The sequence below is a fragment of the Nitratireductor rhodophyticola genome, assembly GCF_019891355.1.
Lineage (GTDB): Bacteria > Pseudomonadota > Alphaproteobacteria > Rhizobiales > Rhizobiaceae > Nitratireductor > Nitratireductor rhodophyticola.
On the sequence record NZ_JAHSSF010000001.1, the window covers coordinates 115,555 to 136,617 of the forward strand.

At 62.3% G+C, this 21,063-nt stretch carries 18 protein-coding genes; 9 read left to right on the plus strand and 9 right to left on the minus strand.

The genetic code is table 11. The features are described 5' to 3' along the window. Window positions 1-114: 114 nt before the first annotated feature. From ligA to KUG85_RS00525, 3 genes are all read left to right on the plus strand, one after another. Window positions 115-2,226, plus strand: coding sequence for an NAD-dependent DNA ligase LigA (gene ligA / locus KUG85_RS00515; RefSeq protein WP_223003789.1), 2,112 nt, complete (start codon window positions 115-117; stop codon window positions 2,224-2,226). A 183-nt stretch (window positions 2,227-2,409) separates the two neighbouring features. Next, the gene (locus KUG85_RS00520; protein ID WP_007007724.1) at window positions 2,410-3,138 is read left to right on the plus strand and encodes an AzlC family ABC transporter permease; all 729 of its coding nucleotides are present in this window, start codon (window positions 2,410-2,412) and stop codon (window positions 3,136-3,138) included. Beyond that, window positions 3,135-3,437 (plus strand): AzlD family protein, encoded by a 303-nt coding sequence (locus tag KUG85_RS00525; RefSeq protein WP_065814960.1) that lies wholly within the window; start codon window positions 3,135-3,137, stop codon window positions 3,435-3,437. Before KUG85_RS00520 ends, KUG85_RS00525 begins: the two co-directional genes overlap by 4 nt. Window positions 3,438-3,444: 7 nt before the next feature. Here the strand turns inward: KUG85_RS00525 and KUG85_RS00530 are convergent, their stop codons facing one another. Next, a complete protein-coding gene (locus KUG85_RS00530; protein ID WP_223003790.1) occupies window positions 3,445-5,274 on the minus strand; it encodes an aminopeptidase P family protein in 1,830 nt (609 codons plus the stop codon). A gap of 231 nt (window positions 5,275-5,505) precedes the next feature. Between KUG85_RS00530 and KUG85_RS00535 the strand changes: the two genes are divergently transcribed. Next, complete coding sequence (locus tag KUG85_RS00535) at window positions 5,506-5,685, plus strand: hypothetical protein (protein WP_007007727.1); 180 nt, start codon at window positions 5,506-5,508, stop codon at window positions 5,683-5,685. A gap of 78 nt (window positions 5,686-5,763) precedes the next feature. Here the strand turns inward: KUG85_RS00535 and KUG85_RS00540 are convergent, their stop codons facing one another. The 3 genes from KUG85_RS00540 to KUG85_RS00550 are packed head-to-tail and all read right to left on the minus strand — an operon-like array spanning window position 5,764 to window position 7,425. Then, window positions 5,764-6,636, minus strand: coding sequence for a 50S ribosomal protein L11 methyltransferase (locus KUG85_RS00540; RefSeq protein ID WP_223003791.1), 873 nt, complete (start codon window positions 6,634-6,636; stop codon window positions 5,764-5,766). A 12-nt stretch (window positions 6,637-6,648) separates the two neighbouring features. Next, a complete protein-coding gene (locus KUG85_RS00545; RefSeq protein WP_272491810.1) occupies window positions 6,649-7,227 on the minus strand; it encodes an SCO family protein in 579 nt (192 codons plus the stop codon). Window positions 7,228-7,263: 36 nt separating this feature from the next. Then, window positions 7,264-7,425, minus strand: a complete 162-nt coding sequence (locus tag KUG85_RS00550; protein WP_162829773.1) for a hypothetical protein — start codon at window positions 7,423-7,425, stop codon at window positions 7,264-7,266. Window positions 7,426-7,681: 256 nt separating this feature from the next. On the opposite strand from KUG85_RS00550, the gene KUG85_RS00555 reads away from it, so the two are divergent. Together KUG85_RS00555 and KUG85_RS00560 are read left to right on the plus strand one after the other, a co-directional pair. Continuing rightward, complete coding sequence (locus tag KUG85_RS00555; RefSeq protein WP_065815354.1) at window positions 7,682-8,047, plus strand: DUF488 domain-containing protein; 366 nt, start codon at window positions 7,682-7,684, stop codon at window positions 8,045-8,047. A gap of 167 nt (window positions 8,048-8,214) precedes the next feature. Beyond that, window positions 8,215-8,706, plus strand: a complete 492-nt coding sequence (locus KUG85_RS00560) for a hypothetical protein (RefSeq protein ID WP_255606207.1) — start codon at window positions 8,215-8,217, stop codon at window positions 8,704-8,706. Between the two features lie 176 nt (window positions 8,707-8,882). Here the strand turns inward: KUG85_RS00560 and KUG85_RS00565 are convergent, their stop codons facing one another. Both KUG85_RS00565 and KUG85_RS00570 read right to left on the minus strand, forming a co-directional pair. Beyond that, window positions 8,883-11,381, minus strand: a complete 2,499-nt coding sequence (locus KUG85_RS00565) for an ATP-dependent helicase (protein WP_223003793.1) — start codon at window positions 11,379-11,381, stop codon at window positions 8,883-8,885. Window positions 11,382-11,495: 114 nt separating this feature from the next. Next, window positions 11,496-11,909: a MerR family transcriptional regulator gene (locus KUG85_RS00570; protein WP_065814965.1), complete on the minus strand. Its 414-nt coding sequence runs from the start codon at window positions 11,907-11,909 to the stop codon at window positions 11,496-11,498. 155 nt (window positions 11,910-12,064) lie between these two features. Here KUG85_RS00570 and KUG85_RS00575 point away from each other — a divergent pair, with 155 nt between their 5' ends. After that, window positions 12,065-12,943, plus strand: coding sequence for a dienelactone hydrolase family protein (locus KUG85_RS00575; protein WP_223003794.1), 879 nt, complete (start codon window positions 12,065-12,067; stop codon window positions 12,941-12,943). A gap of 3 nt (window positions 12,944-12,946) precedes the next feature. Here the strand turns inward: KUG85_RS00575 and KUG85_RS00580 are convergent, their stop codons facing one another. From KUG85_RS00580 to KUG85_RS00590, 3 genes are all read right to left on the minus strand, one after another. Further along, a complete protein-coding gene (locus KUG85_RS00580; RefSeq protein ID WP_065814967.1) occupies window positions 12,947-13,174 on the minus strand; it encodes a hypothetical protein in 228 nt (75 codons plus the stop codon). A gap of 176 nt (window positions 13,175-13,350) precedes the next feature. After that, the gene (locus KUG85_RS00585) at window positions 13,351-14,988 is read right to left on the minus strand and encodes a chloride channel protein (protein WP_223003795.1); all 1,638 of its coding nucleotides are present in this window, start codon (window positions 14,986-14,988) and stop codon (window positions 13,351-13,353) included. Between the two features lie 8 nt (window positions 14,989-14,996). Next, the gene (locus KUG85_RS00590; RefSeq protein ID WP_223003796.1) at window positions 14,997-15,485 is read right to left on the minus strand and encodes a thioesterase family protein; all 489 of its coding nucleotides are present in this window, start codon (window positions 15,483-15,485) and stop codon (window positions 14,997-14,999) included. A 124-nt stretch (window positions 15,486-15,609) separates the two neighbouring features. Here KUG85_RS00590 and KUG85_RS00595 point away from each other — a divergent pair, with 124 nt between their 5' ends. Both KUG85_RS00595 and KUG85_RS00600 read left to right on the plus strand, forming a co-directional pair. Beyond that, window positions 15,610-17,028: an FAD-binding oxidoreductase gene (locus tag KUG85_RS00595; protein WP_223003797.1), complete on the plus strand. Its 1,419-nt coding sequence runs from the start codon at window positions 15,610-15,612 to the stop codon at window positions 17,026-17,028. Window positions 17,029-17,235: 207 nt separating this feature from the next. Then, complete coding sequence (locus KUG85_RS00600) at window positions 17,236-21,033, plus strand: AsmA family protein (protein ID WP_223004456.1); 3,798 nt, start codon at window positions 17,236-17,238, stop codon at window positions 21,031-21,033. Window positions 21,034-21,063: the final 30 nt, after the last annotated feature.

Consider the following 21,063-nt stretch of genomic DNA (forward strand, 5'->3'; position numbering starts at 1 on the left):
TCAAGGGCTTTTGGCTGGCCTTGTCAGCAGGGATGAGCCGCGTAAAAAGACGGCTGCCAAAACCGCGCGCGGATAGACTAAACTGCGCTCCAGTTCACATCCGGATATGTTGTCATGCCCAAAGCCAAGCAAGCCGTTGACAGTTTGACGGAAGCCCAAGCCAGGGACGAGCTTGAAAAGCTCGCTCAGGAGATTGCCGGGCACGACAAACGCTATCATGCCGAAGACGCGCCGACGATTTCGGATGCGGAGTATGATGCGCTGCGGCGGCGCAATCTGGCCATCGAGCAGCGCTTTCCCGAACTGGTGCGGGCGGATTCGCCTTCCCGGCGTGTGGGGGCGCCCGTTTCGGAGAAGTTCGAGAAGGTGCGGCACAAGGTGCCGATGCTTTCGCTCGACAACGCGTTTTCCGATGAGGATGTGGTCGATTTCGTGGCGCGCATCCGCCGCTATCTGAAACTCGACGCGGATGCGCCGGTGGCGATGACGGCCGAGCCGAAGATCGACGGTCTTTCGCTTTCCCTGCGCTACGAAAAGGGGCGTCTCGTTTCGGCAGCGACCCGGGGAGACGGGCAGGAAGGCGAGAACGTGACTGCCAATGCGCGGGCCGTGACGGATATTCCCAATGTGCTCGATGGAGAGCCGCCCGAGGTGATCGAGGTGCGCGGCGAGGTCTACATGACCCATGCCGACTTTTTCGCGCTTAACAAGAGGCAGGAGGAAGCGGGCAAGCAGACCTATGTGAACCCGCGCAACACGGCGGCGGGCTCGCTGCGCCAGCTCGATTCCTCCGTGACGGCGGCACGGCCGCTCAAATTCTTCGCCTATGCCTGGGGTGAGGTCTCCGACATGCCGTCCGACACGCAGACGGGCATGGTGGCGGCGCTGGAGCGCTATGGCTTTCGCGTCAACGATCTGATGAAGCGGTGCGAGAGCGCGGAGGCGCTTCTGGCGCAATACCGCATGATCGAGGAAAGGCGGGCGACGCTGCCCTATGACATCGATGGCGTGGTCTACAAGGTGGACGATCTGGCGCTGCAGCAGCGGCTGGGCTTCGTGTCGCGCAGCCCGCGCTGGGCGATCGCCCACAAATTTCCTGCCGAGAAGGCGACGACCATTCTGAACGGGATCGACATTCAGGTGGGCCGCACGGGCGCGCTGACGCCTGTTGCGCGGCTCGAGCCCGTCACGGTGGGCGGTGTGGTGGTGACCAATGCAACGCTGCACAATGCCGAAGAGATCGAACGGCTCGGCGTAATGATCGGCGACACGGTGACGGTTCAGCGCGCGGGCGATGTGATCCCGCAGATCCTCGGTGTGATCGAGGAGAAGCGACCGGCGGATGCGCAGGCCTTCGAGTTTCCCAGTGTGTGCCCGTGCGAACTGAAGACGCCTGTGGTGCGTGAGGGGATAGGCTCTGGTGCGGAGGGCGTGGTGCGGCGCTGTTCAGGCGAATTTGCCTGCCCGTTCCAGCGGGTCGAGCATCTGCGCCACTTCGTGTCGCGGCGCGCCTTCGACATTGACGGGCTGGGCGACAAGCAGATCGAGTTCTTCTTCAACGATCCCGATCTGCCGGTGAAGGCGCCGGGCGATATTTTCACGCTCGCAAGACGCGATGCCGACAATCTCAAGAAGCTGAAGGACAAGGAAGGGTGGGGCGCGACCTCGGCCGCCAATCTGTTCGATGCCATCGAGGCGCGGCGCTCCATCGCGCTGGAGCGGGTCATCTATGCGCTCGGCATTCGCCATGTGGGCGAGCAGACGGCGAAGACGCTGGCGCGGGCCTATGGCTCCTGGCAGGAGTTCCACGATGCCGTGCTGGCGGTGGCCAATGGCGACACGCAAGCGCGCGAGGAGATGGACGCGCTGGACGACATCGGCGATGCGGTGATCGATTCGCTGGCACACTATTTCGGCGAGGCGCACAATCGCGAACTGGTCGAGGCGCTGGCGGGCGAAATCGATGTGCAGGAGGCGGAACGGCCGACGATGGATTCGCCCGTTGCCGGCAAGACCATCGTGTTTACCGGCGCGCTGGAGCGCATGTCGCGCGATGAAGCCAAGGCCATGGCCGAACGACTGGGGGCGAAGGTGGCAGGGTCCGTGTCCAAGAAGACGGATCTGGTGGTTGCCGGGCCCGGTGCGGGATCAAAACTCAAGAAGGCCGCGGATCTCGGCGTGGAGGTTATCGACGAGGACGCCTGGTTCGAGCGGGTGGGGGCGTAAACTGCCGCTGATGCGTGGCTCAACGGAATTCATGTGACTGGTCAGTCCTGTTGACCTACAGCTCATTCACTTTCATCGAAGCGAGAAAGCGCTCGATCTTGTTATTTTTTACGCAATTCCGGACGGAAAGCGGGTTCCCACTTTTCCTGGAAGTGCTTTAGGTTGCAGGCCTCTGGAGGGATGATGACTGCCGACATTGCCAAGGAAAGCGCGCGCCCGCGCGATTTTGCGCAAGGGGTGCGCGATAGCGTGCCCGTGGTGGTCGCGGCGTTGCCGTTCGGCTTTCTGTTCGGTGCGCTGGCGGTCGAGAACGGTCTGACCGTGTTTGAAGCCGTGTTGATGAGCGCTACCGTATTCGCGGGCGCCAGCCAGATGGTGGGGATCGATCTCTTCGGCCAGAAGGTTGCGCCGTGGCTGATTGTGCTGTCGATCCTTGCCGTCAATTTCCGTCACGTTCTCTACTCGGCCACCACCGGCCGGCGCATTGCCCACTGGGGGCCGGTGCAGCGGCTGCTGGGTTTCTTTCTTCTGGCCGATCCAGTTTTCGCCGAGGCCGAGCGGCGCAGCGAAACGCATGGCAGGATCACGTTCGGCTGGTATATGGGAGCGGCGCTGCCGCTTTATCTCTGCTGGGTGGTGGAAGGCTGGCTCGGAGCGCTGTTCGGCAATCTTCTGCCCGATGCGCATGCGCTTGGCATCGACTTCTTGCTGCCGATCTATTTCCTTGGCCTCGTCATGAGCTTTCGCAGGCGCTCGTTCTGGCTACCGGTCGTGCTGATGAGCGCGGCGGTTTCCATGCTTGCCTATTCCACGGTCGGCTCTCCCTGGCATGTTTCCATCGGCGCCATAGCGGGTGTGGCGCTGGCAGCCGTCATGGCACCGAACGCGCGCGGGCGTGAGGAGGGCTCATGAGCACGACGGTCTGGATCATACTTGCCGGCGCGGTGCTGACCTTCCTGACGCGCATCGGTGGCCACATGGTGCTGTCGCGGTTCGAGCGCATTCATCCGCGGGTCGAGGCCGGGCTGAACGCCGTTCCCGCCGCCGTTCTGACCACGCTGGTGGCGCCGGCGGCGATGAATGGCGGCATACCCGAAATCGCCGCGCTGGCGACCGGCGTCGTCGTCTCGCTTGTTGCCGGCGGCATGATGCCGATGTTCCTCTCCGCGGCAGCGGTGCTCATTCTGCTCCGCCACCTCACCGGTCAGTAAGGCGTCGTCAGTCCAACGGGGCCGTTGCCTTTTCGAGCCAGTCGAGCGTTTCACCGTCGAGCAGCGGTGCAAGCGTTTCACGCACGCGGGCATGATAGGTGTCGAGCCAGCCGCGCTCCTGCGGTGACAGCAGCCCGGTGTCGATCAGGCGGCGGTCGAAGGGGCAGAGCGTCAGCGTCTCGAAACCATGCATGTCGACCTCTCCGCCGGGAATTGGGGAGGCCGGCTCCACGACGATCAGGTTCTCAAGCCGGATCCCATAGCTGCCGGGCTTGTAGTAGCCGGGTTCGTTGGACAGGATCATGCCTGCTTCCAGAACCTGCGTTCCTGTTTTGGCGATGCGCTGAGGGCCTTCATGGACGGCAAGATAGGAACCGACACCGTGGCCGGTGCCATGCGCATAGTCGAGACCTGCCTGCCATAAGGCGTGGCGGGCGAACGGGTCGAGGTCCATGCCGCGCGTGCCTTTGGGAAAGCGTATGGTGGAGAGCGCGATGAGACCCTTCAGAACCCGTGTGTAGCGCTCGCGCATCTCGTCGCCTGGACGGCCGATGATGACCGTCCGGGTGATGTCTGTGGTTCCATCGTCATACTGTGCGCCGGAATCGACCAGATAGAGCTCGTCTGCGGCCAGCGTACGGTTGGTCTTCGTCGTCACGCGATAATGGATGATCGCACCATTGGGACCCGCGCCGGAGATCGTATCGAAGGAAATGTCGCGCAGAGGCATCTGCAGGCTCTGCCCCGTCTCGGCCCGGCTTTCCTCCAGTTTTCGCACCGCGCTGATCTCGTCAGCCGTGCCCGGCTCCTGCCGGTCGAGCCATGAGAGAAAACGGACCATGGCAACGCCGTCCCGGCGATGGGCGGTGCGCGCGCCCTCAAGCTCAGTTGCGTTTTTGACTGCCCGGGGGAGGCGGGCGGGATCGTCAAGATCGGTGACGGTTCCACCGGCTTCTTCCACAACCAGTCGCAGACGTTCTGCAGCAAGCGAGGGATCAAGTCCGATCGACCCGGTGCTCTTTGCGCAGCGGGAAAGCTCTGCCTCCAGTGTGGATGGCGCCTTGAGATCGGCGAGCTGTGTCAGATAGGCCTCGGTTTCACGGTCGAGCTTGCGTCTGTCGAGGAAAAGCAGCGGGCGCCCGTCCACGGGGAGAATGGCGAAGCCAAGGGCCAGTGGCGTATGCGGCACATCCTGTCCACGAATGTTGAACGCCCAGGCAATCGATGACGGGTCGGTGAGGACGGTGCAGTCGGCACTGGCTTCGCGGATGGCCTTCGCCATGCGTTCCAGCTTTGCGGTGGCGAGCTCTCCGGCATAATCCTTTGACTGAATGCGGGCCTGTGCCAGCGGTGGAGAGGGGCGATCCTCCCAGATGCCGTCGATCATGTTGTCGTCTACCGGAACGAGCTCGATGCTGCGCGCCCTGGCTTTGTCGCGCAGGGCCCGCAGCTCGGCGACGGTGTGCAGCCATGGATCAAAACCGATGCGGCTGCCCGTGGGTGCGTTCCTGGCGATCCATTCGCGCGGCGGGGTGTCTATCAGGCTTTCAACGGTGAAGATCGATGGATCGGTCTGCTCGACCGCCTGAAGGGTGTAGCGGCCGTCGACGAAGAGAATGGCACGATCTTTGAGGACCAGTGCTGCGCCTGCCGATCCGGTGAAGCCCGTCAGCCACGCAAGCCGCTCGGAGGACGGGGCGACATATTCGCCCTGATGTTCGTCTGCGCGGGGAACCAGATAGCCGTCGAGGCTCGCTTTCGCCAGCGCCTTGCGCAGTTGGCCAACGCGCGTGATGCCCTGGCTCGGGTCGGCGGTAACGTCAAAAGATTGAAACATGGAATCTTGCCGCTTCGTCTGAAAATCGGCCCGAACCTATAGCATGGTCTCAGGAAGCGGAACGTCTTTCCGACAACAGAACGCTTATATTGCACTGCACAATTGATTTGCTGCAATGCAAAAACAGATGGTAGCCATGCGCAATCCGCGCTGGTTGCATGGGCTTCGCGGGCTTATTTATAGGGCCATGGACAACGGTACTTCCGTTGCAAACATTCAAGGAGATATCAGATGGCCCAAAAGCGTGGCTTTTTCCGCGGCGCATTCGACGCGCTGATCGAAGCTCGTCAGAAGCAGGTCCGGAGCTATGTCAACGGCGCGCTTCTGATGCTGGACGACGAAACCCTGCGCGCGCACGGCTACAACCGTGATGAACTCAAGCGCAGCCGCAGCGTTTCACACATGTTCTGATCCGCTGGACGGCGTTTCTGTCAAAACCCCGAAAGCTCTGCTTTCGGGGTTTTTTGTTTGTGCAGGCGCTGCGCTCCGTCAGCGCTTCATATGAATGGTGACCCAGCCTTCGCGCGCCTGCGTGCGCACATGGCGGAAACCCTGTCCGCCATAGGCTGCCACGACCGCGCGCCTCTGACGCTCCAGAATGCCCGACAATACGAGTGAGCCACCGGGCGTGAGGTGCTGCGCCATCGCCGGTGCGAGCGCCATCAGCGGACGGGCAAGGATATTGGCGACGATCAGGTCGAAGGGCTTCTTGCGGGCGAAAACACTGTGGTGGAAACCGGACGCCGTGTGTGTGTCCACCAGACCGGTAACGCCATTGAGACGGACGTTCGATCTGGCGACTTCGGTGGCCACGGGGTCGATGTCGGTCGCCAGAACCGGAATGCGGGCGCTCCTGGCAATTGCAATGGCCAGAACGGCACTGCCGGTGCCCAGGTCCAGTGCGTTGCGCGGCTGTTCGCTCTTCAGGATATCGGCAAGCGCGCTGAGGCAGCCAGCGGTCGTTCCGTGATGGCCCGTGCCAAAGGCGAGGCCGGCATCGATTTCTATCGCGATGTCGCCGATGCGCTGCAAATGCCGGTCATGGCTGCCGTGAACCAGAAAGCGGCCGACGCGAACCGGGCGCAGCCCCTCCAGAGAATGACTGACCCAGTCGATCTCCGGAACGTCCTCCCGCTCCAGCGGAGGAAGGGGCGAAACGTCTGCAAGGCTTTCCAGCACCCGCTGTTCCAGGCTGTCGGCGTCGTCTTCGGTGTAAATCGAGATCTGGAAGATACCGCTGTCTTCCTCCGGCTCGAATATGCTGATCGGCAGCCCGTCATCTTCAAAATGCGCGTCGAGAATAGAAAAGATCGATTCGGCCTGCTCGCGCGGCGCCGTCAGGAAAAGTCGTGTCTGGCCCATGAATTTCCGGTGTCAGGTTTCGTTTGCCAGACGCTTCAGCTTGGCGATGGCGGTTTCACTGTTTTCTTCATAGGCGATCGTGCCGAAAAAGTCGCCATCGCTGTCGAGCAGCAGGATCGAGGCCGTGTGATCCATCGTGTAGTCGCCATCCTCGAGCTCAACCTTGCGTACATAGATGGAAAACCCCTTGGCCATGGCCGCAACCTTTTCCGGATCACCGGTGATGCCGGTGATGCGGTCGGAGAAGTTCGACAGATAGGTTTTCATGACTGCAGGCGTATCGCGCTCCGGATCAATGGAGACGAAATAGGGTTTGATGTCGGCGGCTTCCTCACCGAGTTCTTCGAGATAGCCATCGAGCTCGAAGAGGGTGGTCGGGCACACTTCCGGGCAATGGGTAAAACCGAAGAAGACGACTCGCGGTCCGCCCCTGAAGGCGGCTTCAGTGATCGGATTGCCATCCTGATCGACCAGTTCGAACGGCACACCGAAGGCTTCGCCCGAATTCTGCTTTTGATACCACTGGAATGTGAGGAGCCCGACGCCGACGGCCATGACCGCCAGGATGCCGATGAGGATGGATCGCATCATTGAAGTTTACCCGAAACGAAATGCTGAAAGATGGCGTCAAAAGCACCAGGACAACCCGGACTCGACGAGTGCGAGAAAAATGCCGGCCCCGTTTTCCAGCCACATGGCAAAGGCCAGCCCGGTGAATGCAGCCAGGAGCAGTGTCGCCGCGCCCAGTTTGAACCAGATGGCCGTGTGCCAGGGTTGCTGTGTTTTCATAGCCCATAATAGGCGCAAGTCCGGATCGCACGCAAAGCCTCATCTTGTCGCAACGGGGTGGTCATGAAGAAAACCTCCCGTCGCCTGGAGGCCGACGGGAGGTTCAGGGTTGAGGTTGTATGTTGCCATGACGGCTATGGGGACGGGTTCAACCCCACATACGCACTTTACTGAGATATGGTTTGGAAAGGATTGCCTTGACTTTCAATCCTGGGGTGTACTCGATTGCAGCGAGAGGTTTACCGGGAGGATCGTCATGGTGATTTCCGATATTCGACTGAAGCGCATCTATGACCCGGTGGAGAACAGCGATGGGACGCGGGTCCTGATTGATCGTCTATGGCCGCGTGGTATCAGCAAGGAACGCGCAGCACTTGACGCATGGATGCCGGAGATCGGCCCCAGTCATGAATTGCGCAAATGGTATGCCCACGAGCCCGGGCGCTGGGAAACGTTTCGTCAGCGATACCGGGAGGAACTGGCCGGCCGTGAAGAATGGCTCGAACAATTGAGGGCGGCGGCCAGGAAAGGACCTCTGACGCTGTTGTTCTCCGCTACGGACCGGGACCGGAATCAGGCGGTGGTCGTTCGTCAATTCCTGCAGGAAGACGATGGCTCCTGACAATGCGATCTCAATTTATGATTGTATTTGATGCGTGCCGGCAATCTATTCGCCGGAAATCAGGGGAATATCCGGCACAGAGTAGACGTTTAGCCTATACGGCGTGGCCGCACTCTTGACTCACGGAATGCTTATGGAGACATATGTGCACGGTTCGCCCGTGCAGAATGGGCGTTCGTGGTGCCGGGGCGGATTTCATGATCAAGGATTTCGACAAGTTAAAGCAGCAGCTTACCGAGCTGTCCGAGGCGGTAAACAAGTTCGAATCGGAGGCTGTCCAGCTGCGCGTGGTCGAACTGGTGCTGGGGCAACGCGAGGGGCAGGCCGGCGGTTTCGCCGAAGGCGGGATTAACGAGTTTATCGCAGGCCCGGGTATGATGCATGTCGTGCGCAATACGCCACGCCCGGGGCGCCGCAAGACAACCACCGATAGCGCAAAGGGCGCCGTTGCTGCATTGAACGAGCTGCTTGAGAGCGATTTTTTCGATGAACCACGGACCATTGGCGACATTGTCGCCCGCTGTCAGGAGGCGTTTGGCATGCGTTACAAGTCGAATGCGTTTTCCGGACCGCTTTCGCGCCATGCGCGTACGGGCGTTCTCAACCGCGAGAAGAATGCGGACGGCAAGTTCGTATATGTAAAGCCTGAAGCCGCCTGACACTCATTGGGCGTTCAGAACCTGACGAAACGCCGACCGGCCTGGCCTCCCCGCTTTTTCGCGGATATGCGGCTGTTGGAACGCTTCCGCTTTCCATTGAGACGCAGAAGCGCCATGTCTGTCTGTTTTTCCGCATTTGTGCGGACGTAGGTTAATCCAACTGACTGCAGAAAGTTTTAAACCCGCTGGACGAAGCCGTCGAGCACGCGCTTCTGGCCCGCCTTGTCGAAATCGATGGTGAGCTTGTTGCCCTCGATTGCCGCGATATTGCCATTGCCGAATTTGAGATGGAACACCCGGTCGCCGACCTTGAAGGCAGAGGGGGTGTCGGAGACCGATTTGGCGACCAGCTCTCCTTCGATCACACGGCCCTTGACCGAACCGCGTCCGGCGCCATAGCCCGAATCCGCCTCGCCATAACCGATGCGCTCCACCTGATGGCCGGAGCGGTTGCCCCAGTTGCGCGCCGTCGCCTCGGTCCGGTTTTTCTGGGCACGCTGCCAGCCGGGTGTGGCGTAGCTGTTTGAAAAGGCGGGCTGATCGTCGAAGCGGGATTTGCCATAGGGGTTGGGCCGGCCGGGCTGACCGGCGGAATAACCGCCATAGCCGCTGCTCTCCTCGGCCACGTCCACATGAGCTTCGGGAAGCTCGTCGAGAAAGCGCGAGGGGATGGTGGATTGCCAGAGGCCGTGGATCCGCCGGTTGGAGGCGAACCACAGATGCAGGTTCTTCTTGGCGCGGGTCAGGCCCACATAGGCCAGACGCCGCTCTTCCTCAAGCCCTGAGCGGCCGCCCTCATCGAGCGCGCGCTGGTGGGGAAATAGGCCTTCCTCCCAACCGGGCAGAAAGACGGTTGGAAATTCGAGACCCTTGGCCGAATGCAGCGTCATGAGGCTGACGGCGTCGAGCTCTTCGTCGCGCTCGGCATCCATGACGAGAGCCACATGCTCCAGGAAGCCGCGCAGGCTGTCGTAATCCTCCATGGAGCGGATCAGCTCCTTGAGGTTTTCGAGCCTGCCCGGCGCTTCGGCGGAGCGGTCGTTCTTCCACATGTCCGTATAGCCGGATTCTTCGAGGATGGTCTCGGCCAGTTCGGTGTGAGGCGTGCGGTCGAGCATGGCCTGCCAGCGCTCGATATTGTCGACCAGCGTGCGCAGCGATGCGCGCGGCTTGGGCTTCATTTCCTCGGTGCCGACAAGATCGCGCGCGGCCTGGAGGAGGGGGGCCTCGCGCATGCGCGACACATCGTGAATCTGCCGGACGCTGGCTTCGCCAAGCCCGCGCTTGGGCACATTGACGATGCGCTCGAAGGCGAGGTCGTCGGCTGCCTGCGCGACGATGCGGAAATAGGCAAGCGCGTCGCGGATTTCCATGCGCTCATAGAAGCGCGGGCCGCCGATGACGCGGTAGTTGAGCCCCAGCGTGACGAAACGGTCTTCGAACTCGCGCATCTGGAAGGAGGCGCGCACGAGGATGGCGATGTCGTTGAGCGCGTGGCCCTTCACCTGAAGCGCCTCGATCTCCTCGCCGACGGCGCGGGCTTCCTCTTCCGAATCCCAGGCGGCGTGGACCTTCACCTTGGGGTCGTCGGGGTCGGAATGCTCGGTGAAGAGGGTTTTGCCGAGGCGGCCTTCATTGTTGGCGATGAGATGCGAGGCGGCGCCCAGAATATGCGCGGTGGAGCGGTAATTGCGCTCCAGCCGGATGACAGCGGCGCCTGGAAAATCCTTCTCGAAGCGCAGGATGTTGTCCACCTCGGCGCCGCGCCAGCCATAGATGGACTGGTCGTCATCGCCGACGCAGCAGATGTTGACCGGCTCGGTGCTCTTGGGGCGCTGGGCGAGCAGGCGCAGCCACAGATACTGTGCGGTGTTGGTGTCCTGATACTCGTCGACGAGGATGTAGCGGAACCTGCGGTGATACTCTGCAAGCACATCCGGATTGTCGCGCAGGATGCGGATCGGGTGGCACAGGAGATCGCCGAAATCGACGGCGTTGAGCGTCTTCAGGCGCTCCTGATAGGCGGTGTAAAGCTCGCGGCCCTTGCCATTGGCGAAGGCACGTGCATCCCCCTCGGGGATCTCCTTCGGGGCGAGCCCCTTGTTCTTCCAGCCGTCGATCATCTGGGCGAACTGGCGTGGCGGCCAGCGCTTGTCGTCCAGCCCCTCTGCCTGGATGATCTGCTTCAGGAGGCGGATCTGGTCGTCGGTGTCGAGAATGGTGAAGGAGCTCTTCAGGCCCGCAAGTTCTGCATGTTTGCGCAGGATCTTGACGCCGATGGAGTGGAAGGTGCCGAGCCACGGCATGCCCTCGATGGCCTCGCCCACCAGTGTGCCGATGCGCAGCTTCATCTCGCGGGCGGCCTTGTTGGTGAAGGTCACGGCGAGGATCTGCGAGGGATAGGCGCGGCCGGAGGCCAGAATATGCGCGATGCGGGTGGTCAGAACCCGTGTCTTGCCGGTGCCGGCGCCGGCGAGCACGAGGACGGGACCTTCGGTCGTCTCCACGGCAAGGCGCTGCTCGGGATTGAGCGCATCGAGATAGCGCGTGTCGGGACCGCCCGAGCGCGCGGCCATGGCGCGCGCTGCAATGCCCGAAGGTTTCTGCGCTGCCGGGGGAGGCGGGGTCGGGTCGTCCTCATCGAAGAACGGAATATCGTCAGGGAAGCCGGACATCGGACCTGCATATGGTGATTCGGGGGGCAAAGCCCAAGGATGTTTTCTATTTGTACCGGTTTGTGGCCCATGAACCAAGATGCTGACAGCCGGCAAACCCAACCGTTCTGACGGTCAATGCTCGCTTTCGCACAGGGAATGGTCTGCGAGTGCCCGCAGAACATGGCAGTCGCAGACAGTGCCGCTGTCGCAGCTATCGACAATGCGCTGCAGTTCGTGCTCGAGCCTTTGCAGGCGCGCGATGCGTTCGCGCACTTCTATGAGATGTTCGCGGGCGATGCTGTCGGCCGCCTCGCACGGTTTTTCGGGGTGGCCGCTCAGTTCGATGAGTGAACGGATGGCGTCGATGCCGAGACCCAGGTCGCGCGCATGACGGATGAAGGCGAGGCGCTCCATGGCTTGCCTGCCATAGCGACGCTGGTTGCCGGAGGAGCGTTCCGGCGGCTCGATCAGGCCCGTCTCTTCGTAGTACCGGATTGTCGGTACCTTCACGCCCACGCGCTTCGATAGTTCTCCGATGGACCACATGAGGCATCGCTCCTTTTTTGTGCGCGTCAAATATAGGAAGTCCCCGCCGGAGGTGGAAGGACTGCCGCGCGCTCACGCGGCTGTGAATGGACGTTTTCCATGCGGGCCCTACCTTGCAAAGCGGCGGGAACCAACCAGCGAACGGGAGGGAATTCATGCAGGATCAGCCGAAGATCACCCAGGCGATGATTGACGCCTATGACGAATACACGCATCTCACACTCGACCGCCGCGCCTTCATGAGCAGACTGACGAAGCTGGCGGGTTCCGGAGCCGCGGCCGCAGCCATCGTGCCGATGCTCGCAGCGAATTCCGCGCGCGCTGCCATGGTCGCCGAAGACGACGCGCGCATCACCGCGGAAGACATCACCTATGCCGGCGACGGCGGGGAGATGATGGGTTATCTCGTCCGCCCTGCGGGGGTGGAGCGGAAACTGCCGGCCGTGATCGTCATTCACGAGAACCGTGGTCTCAACCCGCATATCCGCGATGTGGCGCGACGCATGGCGCTTGAAGGGTTTGTTGCGCTGGCGCCCGATTTCCTGTCGCCGTCCGGCGGCACGTCGGAGGATGAGGACAGGGCGCGCGAGATGATCGGGCAGCTCGACGGTGGCCAGACCGTGCGCAACGCGGTTGCGACACGGGCGTTTCTTGCCGGGCATGATGCGACCAATGGCAATGTCGGCGCCATCGGCTTCTGCTGGGGCGGAGGGCTGGCGAATGAGCTTGCCGTCAACGATCCCGAGCTCGATGCAGGCGTTGCCTATTACGGGCGTCAGGCCGATGCGGGCGAAGTCTCGAAGATCGAGGCGCCATTGCTGCTCCACTATGCGGGGCTCGATGAGCGGGTCAACGCGGGTATCGATGCTTATCGCACCGCGCTCGAAGGGGCGGGCAAGACGTTCACCATCCATGTCTATGAGGGGGTAAACCACGCCTTCAACAACGACACGTCGGAAGCGCGTTACGACAAGGAAGCCGCAGACCTTGCCTGGCAGAGAACGGTGACCTTCCTCAAGGAAAACCTGTCCTGAATCTCAGAATGCGTCGAAGGGCGCCGGGTCGCAGGCAATAAAGAGGCGCTTCTGGCGCGCGGTGCGGACGATGGCGCGGACATAGATCAGGTCGATGGGGATCGGCCTGCGGTTGCGTTCGAGCCAGTAGAGTTCATCCTCAATGGATTTCAGCGCGCGCCAGAAGTCATAATCCGTGATCTCGTGCGAGTGCGCGAGACCGTCTGACAGGGCTTTGGCTTCCTCGTTCAACACCGGGCTTTCCGCCACCTACGAATCGAATGCGTTTACCAAAGATGGTCGACGTGCGGCGTGAGCGCTTCAAGCGCGGCACATGGTTAAACTTGTGCAAAGATTTTAGCCGTGACGGTATGGTTAACAAAACCTTCTTCCTCGCTTCGGGCGGCCAAGCTCCTGGAAGATAATGCTTATCGGTGCTCTTCCTCGCTCATGTCCACCAGCGCGCGGTTGAAGAAGCGCAGCGCACGGACGTGGCTCGCAAAGGCGATGACCTTTGAAGAATCCTTCAGGTCGACCACCGGCAGGCGGTCATGGCCTCCCTTGTCGAATGCGCGCAGAGAGGCCTCCAGCGTATCGGTTGGCCTGAGCGATGGAGTGCCGGTTTCCGGGTCGTAGATGACGGGCTCGTCTTCTTCATCCAGCGGTTCCATGAAATCCATGACGCGGATGGTCTGACCGAGTGCCCGGTGAGGGCCTTCCACAAGGAACAGGCCACGCATTTCGAGCTGCCACTGGAACCAGGAATGGCCGTGGATGGTCTGGGTGATGCCATGTGCGACGGCGACGGTCAGCAGGAGCGCGATGGAGAGTTCGTAGCCGCCGGTCAGTTCGAAGACGATGACGGTGGTGGAGATTGGCGCACCGAGGACAGCACCTGCGACGGCCCCCATGCCGAGGATGGCGTAAAGCCCTTCGCTCGACGCCATGGTGGGAAAGACTGAGGCGGCGATGATGCCGAACGCGCCGCCCGTGAGCGCGCCGAGAAAGAGTGCGGGAGAGAAGATCCCACCGCCGAAGCGCATTGCAAGCGTGATGGACGTCGCTGCCGTCTTGACGACGATCAGCGCCAGCATGGTCATGAGCGGGAGACGGTTCCACAGCGCCATGTCGGTTATCTCGTAGCCCACGCCGAGCACGTGCGGGAACACCACGGCAATGCCGCCGACGATGAGGCCGCCGACGACGGGTCGTGTCCAGAGTGGGATGCGGATACCCCGCGCCGCGTAATCGGAAACGAAAAGCGAGAACTGGAACAGGATCGCCACCACGGCAGCCGTGACGCCCAGAAGGGCGAAAGCGGGGAACTCCCAGAACGAGGTGATCTGGTGTGTCGGTACCAGAAACGCGGCAGCGCTGCCGAACCACAGGCGCGATGCAACCGCACCCGCAGCCGAGGCGATGACGATCGGCACGAAGGAGCGCATGGCGTAGTGGCCGAGAATGACTTCATGGGCAAAGAGGACACCGGCAATGGGCGCATTGAACGAAGCGGAGATCGCGCTGGCAACGCCCGCTCCCAGAAGGGTGCGCCGGCACCATTCCGGAAGATGGGCACGCCAGGCAATCGCCGTCGCCAGAACCGCGCCCAGATGGACCACCGGCCCTTCGCGTCCGGCGCTCGCGCCCGAGCCGAGCGACAGTGCGGTGACGAAAGCGGAAAGCAAGCCTTCACGAAACCGAAGTTTGCGCCCCGACAATGCACGCGCCTCGATCACATCGGCCACGGCGCCGGTGCGCCGGGCTTCCAGACGCGTAAGCAGGATGCCAACCAGAAGACCGCCCACGACGGGCCCGGCCATGATCCAGTACCAGGGAAGTGCAAGAGCCGCGGTAAATACGCGCTCTGAGCGTGTTCCCAGCCAGAAGAGCTGGAAAAAGCCGATCAGCTCACGAAAGGCGATGGCGGCAATCGCGACTGCGAGGCCGAGAAACAGCGACAGGAGCCAGACCAGCGGTAGCCGCGCTTCAAGAAATGCGCTGACATTCGGCTCGATCCAGGTACGCAAGATCTGTGGCAGGCGCTGTATCAGCTTGAACAGGGACATGCCTGAGCCTAACGCGTCCGACGGCGAATGGCGATGGAACGACCGGCGCGTTCAGGCTCAGGCAGGTCTTTATGCAGGGCGCGCATTGCCGCAACGCGTTCAAGCACGTCGGCAGGGAACGGGGTCACCTTCGGGCCGGACATGTCAATATGCAGCGTGAGCGTTTCGCAGGTGGCTGCCAGCCATCCTTCTTCGGCGTGGCGCAGCTCCTGATAGGAATGAAGGCGCTTCTCGTCATGATCGAGAAGCTGATAGGTGCCGCGAACCCTGTCTGCGAGATGAAGCTCGCGCACGTAGCAGAGGTGGATTTCCGCCGTATAGGTGGTGAGTTGCCGTTCGGCTGCGTATCGTGCGCCCATGCCGAAGCCTTCCGACACTTCTTCATATGCACGGTCGAAAAGAACCGGATAATAAGCCATGTTGAGATGGCCGTTGAAGTCGATCCAGTCTTTCTGCAGTTCGAATATGCGTGAGCGGTGCGGCGCTTCGTCTGGCATTGTTTTTCTGTATCCCTGGGTTCTGTCCCTAGACTGCGGACTGTGTTCGACTTGCGGCAGATTCGGATAGAAACGAAAACGATCCTGTGCGGCAAGGGTTGGACCACCTGATTGGAGAAGCTGAATGGCGCTGGCGGAAATGGAAAAGGTTTTGCGGAACGACGAAGGCATCCGGCTGGTGCTGGACCTTTTGCGTCAGCGCTACGGGGAGCGTCTTGTTACCGGCCATTCGGTGCGTGAACAGCATGCCCATTCCACGAGTTACATCCCTCCACAATTGCCGGATGCGGTGTTCGCGCCCCGCACCGTCGAGGAGGTGCAGGAGGTGGTGCGCATGTGCGCCGAACACCGCGTGCCCGTCATCCCTTTCGGAACCGGGTCTTCCCTTGAAGGGCATGTGAATGCGCCGGGCGGCGGCATCTCGCTCGACCTCATGAACATGAACCGCATTCTTTCGGTCAACGCGGAGGATCTGGACTGCACGGTCGAACCGGGTGTGACACGGGAGGATCTGAACCACTATCTGCGCGACACGGGTCTCTTTTTCCCGATCGATCCGGGCGCCAATGCGAGCCTGGGCGGTATGGCTTCCACGCGCGCTTCCGGCACCAATGCAGTGCGCTATGGAACGATGCGTGACAATGTGGTGAACCTGCAGGCGGTGATGCCGGACGGCAGGCTGATCACAACGGCGCGCCGCGCGCGCAAAACCTCGGCGGGTTATGACCTGACGCGGCTTCTGGTCGGAGCGGAAGGGACGCTGGGTGTCATCACCGCGCTGACCCTGAAGCTTTACGGCATTCCACAGGCCATTTCAGGCGGTGTCTGCCCCTTCCCGGACGTGGAAACAGCCTGCCAGGCGGTCATTACGACGATCCAGATGGGTGTGCCGGTGGCGCGTATCGAATTCGTCAACGCGCTCGCCATGAAGGCCATCAACGCCTATTCCGATCTGACCTACCCGGAAAGCCCATGCCTGTTTGTCGAGTTTCATGGCAGCGATGCCGGCGTGAAGGAGCAGGCCGAGACCTTTGGTGAGATCGCGGAGGAGTTCGGTGGCGGGCCGTTTCAATGGACGAGTGTCGCCGAGGAGCGCACCAGGCTCTGGAAGGCGCGTCACAATGCCTACTGGGCCTGTGTGGCGCTGCGGCCCGGCACGCGCGGGCTTTCCACCGATGTGTGCGTGCCGATCTCACGGCTTGCCGAATGTATCGTGGAGACCGAGGCCGACATTGCCCGGGAGGGACTGATGGCAACCGTGCTTGGCCATGTGGGTGACGGTAATTTTCACGTTCTCGTTCTGATGGACATGGAAGACCCGAAGGAGATCGAGCAGGCGGAGGCCTTTGTGGCGCGGCTCAACAAGCGGGCACTCGCCATGGATGGAACCTGTACGGGGGAGCATGGCATCGGGCAGGGCAAGATGCGGTTTCTGGAAGAAGAGCTCGGAGACGCGGTCGATGTGATGCGGGCGGTCAAAGAGGCGATCGATCCGCTCAACATCATGAACCCGGGAAAAATCGTCGGGGCGAGGCGCATATAAGCGTCTCCCTGTGCCACCATGTGGCCGACGGCCTCTTTCATGCCGCTGGACCGCATTGGATCGAGCTGCACTGATCGGGGCGCAGAAAGAACGATCTAAGCCATTGATGGAGCACCGGAATAACCCGAATACCGGATTCCACTTGTCGGTCCGATGCTCTAGTGTAGAAGAACAGGCGTTTGAACCAGGGAGAGCGAACTGGCCCGGCTGTTTGTATTCTTCGGTGGACTTGTGGTGCTGGCGCTGACCTCGGCGCTGGTTGCCCCGTATTTCATCGACTGGAATCACTACCGATCCGCCTTTGAGCGGGAAGCGGGGCGGGTGCTCGGCCGCGAGGTGCGGGTGGAGGGCAGCGCAAGGGCGCGGCTTTTGCCATTTCCTTCGCTGACTTTCACCGATGTGGTCGTGGCTGGCGAGACGCGGGATGCGCCGGGCATGACGGTGGATGAATTCTCCATGCATGCCGAGCTTGCGCCGTTCCTGCGCGGCGAAGTGCTGATTTTCGACATGCAGCTCACGCGGCCGCGGGCGCGCATCGCGGTTGCCGCAGATGGCGGCATCGACTGGGCCGTGCGGCCTTCCGGACCGTTCGACCCGCGCCAGGTGACGCTCGAGAATGTCACCATCGTCGATGGTTCGGTCACGCTGCGCCACGCTGCGAGCGGACAGATTCATCAGGTTTCCGACATAGACGCGGAGCTTTCGGCGCGCACCCTGGCGGGGCCGTGGCGGATTGGAGGATCGTTGGCGTTCGACGGTTTGCCAATGCGGATTTCCGTCTCGACGGGAACGCTGGGCGATGACGGGCGCATGCGGCTGCGGATCGACGCTCTGCCCGAGGGAGCGCCGATCAGGCTGGCCACGGACGGTCAGGCCTATATCGACGTTGGAGCGGCCTACTATGACGGTACGTTTGCGCTCAACACCTATACCCGGGAGGCGATGGCCGCCCTGCGCAAGGAAGAGGAGCGACCGCTGGCGCTCACCACGGCAGCGGCGACCAACCGCCTGTCGGGCAGTTTCGACCTGAGGCACGACCGGCTTGCGGTGGATATGTTTCGCTTCGAGACCGGACCGGTCGACGCGCCATACCGCGCCGAAGGGCGGGCGAGCCTCGATTTTGGCGACGCGCCGCGTTTTTTCATAGAGGCGGATGGCGCCCAGCTTCGTTTCGAACCGGAGGAGGGGCAGGGCGGTTCCATCGCCGGACTTGATCTCAACGCGCGCTTCGATGCGTTTGCGGGCCTGATGCGCGCTTTGCCGGCGCCGGGCATACCAGGCCAAGTCTCGATCAACCTGCCGGCTATCGTGGCCGGCGATACGACGATCCGCAATATCGAACTGCGGGCGGAGCCGGCGGAGGGCGGCTGGTCGATCGGCTCAGTGGCGGCGACCCTGCCGGGGCGCACCCAGTTCGAGGCCAATGGTCTTCTCACCACAAGCGACACCCTTGCGTTCAGCGGACACATGCTGCTTGCGATCGGACAGCCATCGGGCTTTGCCGCCTGGGTTTCGCGCGATGTGGACGATGCCATCCGCCGGCTTCCTTCGGCCGGTTTCAGCGCGGATGTGAACCTTTCGCGCAGCACGCAGAGCTTCGACGCGCTGGAACTTATTCTTGGCGATGCGCGCTTCAACGGGCGCGTGGAGCGGCGCGAACCGGACAATGCAAAGCCCTCTCTGGAGGTCGCGCTCGACGGGGAGGCGCTCGATCTCGACGGTATTCAGGCCTTCATGTCGCTCTTCGTGAACGATGCGGGCGTGAACAGGCTTGCCGGCCATGACGTGGACCTCGCCGTGAAGGCGGGCCCTGTCTCGGTCGAGGGGTTGAAGGCCGAAACGGTCGACACGGCCCTACGCCTGCGCGCGGGCGTGCTCGAGATCGACCGCCTGACGCTCGGCGGTCTTGCCGGCGCCCAGCTCAGCGCCACGGGGCAGATACGCGATTTCTCCACGGCGCCCACGGGACAGATCGATGCAACCATCCTGTCGACCGATCTGGCGGACCTTGCGGTGATGCTTGCCGGCAGATTTCCCCAGAACCGGCTTTTCGAAGCCATAGCCCGCCGGGCGCAGGCCTTTCCCGGTCTTTTTGAGGATACGGAAATCAACGTCATCGCAAGTGCTGCCGACAACAATGACGGCACTGTCGGGCTTGCGGTGAGCGCGGAAGGGGTTGCCGGTGGCACCGATATCGGTCTTTCGCTTTCCGACCGCAGTCCCCGGGAAGAACTGCTTCAGGGGGACTTCAAGCTTTCCGTTACGGCCAGGAACGACGATGCGGCGGTTCTCTACGGTCTCGCCGGATTGCCGGCGCTTCCGCTCGGCCTCGTCGGAGAGGCAAGGCTCGAACTCTCCGCTGCCGGTTCGCTGGCGAATGCGGTCCGGACAAAGGCGACTGTCACGGGCGAGGGATTTGCTGCCTCGTTCGACGGGGGGCTTGCCAATGCGCTTTCCACTCCGTCTCTCGACGGCAAAGTGCGCATCGAGACCACCGATATCGAACCGTGGCTGGCGGCGGGCGGTGTCGTCCTGCCGGGGTTCGGCCTCGGATTGCCTGTCGAACTCGCAGCCGCGCTCGAGTGGAGCGAGGAGGTCGTGGTTCTTTCCGGACTTGCCGGAGCCGTGGCCGGTAGCGATGTGAGCGGTGATTTCAACATTGTGCTCGATGGCGGCAAGCCGCGTGTCGACGGGGCGCTTCGCATGGCGCGTTTCGACCTTGCACCGGCGGCGGAACTCGTGCTGGGGCCGGATGTGCTTTCGGGCGAGGAAAGCGGGGCGTGGCCCGAAGAGCCTTTCGGCAGCGATGTCGATCTTCCGTTTTCAGCCGATCTCGACCTGCGGACAGACGCGCTCTGGGCCGGGTTTCTTTCCGCCGGGCAGGAGGCGAGCCTGAAGCTGAAGCTCGACGATGAAGGGCTGACGGTTTCCGATCTGAAGGCGGCGGCCTTCGACGGTTCGATCGACGGGTTTGCCACGCTGAAGAACAATGCCGGGACAGGGCTTTTGACAGCGCAGATCGGATTGAATGGCACGGCGCTTGAAGCGCTCATGCCGCAGGGGAACCTCGAAGGACGGCTGAGCGCCCGTGCCAGCGTTACCGCCAGCGGCAAGACCGTGAACGGCATGGCGTCGGCGTTGACGGGATCGGGTTCTGCCACATTGAAGGATTTGAGCATCCGGGGGCTGAACCCGGATGCACTGGCACTGATCCTCGAGAAGGCGGATGCGCTGGGCAATGAGATCGACACTGCAAAGACAGAGGTTTTTGCACCCGCGATGATCCGCGACGGGCGTTTCCAGGTGGGAAGCACCGAGTTTGCCTTCACCATCGCCGGCGGTGTGGCGCGCACGCCGCCCATGCGGCTTGAGGCCGAGAGGGCGACGCTGACAACGACAGCCTCCGCCGATCTGCAGTCCATGACGGTTGCGACGGATGGGGCGCTGGTGTTCGATCCCGGTCTCGAATCCGTTGTCGGTGCGGAACCGCGGGTGGATGTTACCGCTTCGGGGCCGTTCGGCGATGTGGGTTCGAGGCTGTCGGTGGGGCCGCTTGCGCAGTTTTTGACCCAGCGTGCGCTGGAGCGTGAGCAGGTGCGGGTGGAGCGAATGCAATCGGTGCTTCTGGAGAAGCAGAGACTGCGCCGCGAGACGCGCTACTTCGCTGCGCTTCAGACGGAAAGAGAGCGCGCTGAAGCCGAACGCCAGAGGCTTGAGCGCGAGCTTCGCCTGAAACGCGAGGAAGAGGAGGCCCGCCGCCAGGCGGAAGAACGGGCTGAAGCAGCACGCCGGGCCGCAGAGGCGGCGCGGGCAGCCGAAGCGCTGCAGCGCCAGGGGAGAAGCGCTCCCGAGGAGAACGTTGCGCCGCGCGAAGTGGAGCGTGCCCCGCTGGAGGCGCCGGAGGGTGCGAATTCTCCAGATGCGGTTTCGGAATTTTTCCGCTCAAAGAACCTTTCGCCCGACCGGCTCCGCGAGCTTCTGGGGAACGACGGGGGCGTCAACTGAAGCGTTTCCACTTTTCGATCCGATGCTCTG

What these genes read in the sequence shown, in the direction of transcription:
- ligA (WP_223003789.1), top strand. Translation starts at nt 115, where the DNA reads ATGCCCAAAGCCAAGCAAGCCGTTGACAGTTTGACGGAAGCCCAAGCC.
- KUG85_RS00520 (WP_007007724.1), top strand. Translation starts at nt 2,410, where the DNA reads ATGACTGCCGACATTGCCAAGGAAAGCGCGCGCCCGCGCGATTTTGCG.
- KUG85_RS00525 (WP_065814960.1), top strand. Translation starts at nt 3,135, where the DNA reads ATGAGCACGACGGTCTGGATCATACTTGCCGGCGCGGTGCTGACCTTC.
- KUG85_RS00530 (WP_223003790.1), bottom strand. Translation starts at nt 5,274, where the DNA reads ATGTTTCAATCTTTTGACGTTACCGCCGACCCGAGCCAGGGCATCACG.
- KUG85_RS00535 (WP_007007727.1), top strand. Translation starts at nt 5,506, where the DNA reads ATGGCCCAAAAGCGTGGCTTTTTCCGCGGCGCATTCGACGCGCTGATC.
- KUG85_RS00540 (WP_223003791.1), bottom strand. Translation starts at nt 6,636, where the DNA reads ATGGGCCAGACACGACTTTTCCTGACGGCGCCGCGCGAGCAGGCCGAA.
- KUG85_RS00545 (WP_272491810.1), bottom strand. Translation starts at nt 7,227, where the DNA reads ATGATGCGATCCATCCTCATCGGCATCCTGGCGGTCATGGCCGTCGGC.
- KUG85_RS00550 (WP_162829773.1), bottom strand. Translation starts at nt 7,425, where the DNA reads ATGAAAACACAGCAACCCTGGCACACGGCCATCTGGTTCAAACTGGGC.
- KUG85_RS00555 (WP_065815354.1), top strand. Translation starts at nt 7,682, where the DNA reads ATGGTGATTTCCGATATTCGACTGAAGCGCATCTATGACCCGGTGGAG.
- KUG85_RS00560 (WP_255606207.1), top strand. Translation starts at nt 8,215, where the DNA reads ATGGGCGTTCGTGGTGCCGGGGCGGATTTCATGATCAAGGATTTCGAC.
- KUG85_RS00565 (WP_223003793.1), bottom strand. Translation starts at nt 11,381, where the DNA reads ATGTCCGGCTTCCCTGACGATATTCCGTTCTTCGATGAGGACGACCCG.
- KUG85_RS00570 (WP_065814965.1), bottom strand. Translation starts at nt 11,909, where the DNA reads ATGTGGTCCATCGGAGAACTATCGAAGCGCGTGGGCGTGAAGGTACCG.
- KUG85_RS00575 (WP_223003794.1), top strand. Translation starts at nt 12,065, where the DNA reads ATGCAGGATCAGCCGAAGATCACCCAGGCGATGATTGACGCCTATGAC.
- KUG85_RS00585 (WP_223003795.1), bottom strand. Translation starts at nt 14,988, where the DNA reads ATGTCCCTGTTCAAGCTGATACAGCGCCTGCCACAGATCTTGCGTACC.
- KUG85_RS00590 (WP_223003796.1), bottom strand. Translation starts at nt 15,485, where the DNA reads ATGCCAGACGAAGCGCCGCACCGCTCACGCATATTCGAACTGCAGAAA.
- KUG85_RS00595 (WP_223003797.1), top strand. Translation starts at nt 15,610, where the DNA reads ATGGCGCTGGCGGAAATGGAAAAGGTTTTGCGGAACGACGAAGGCATC.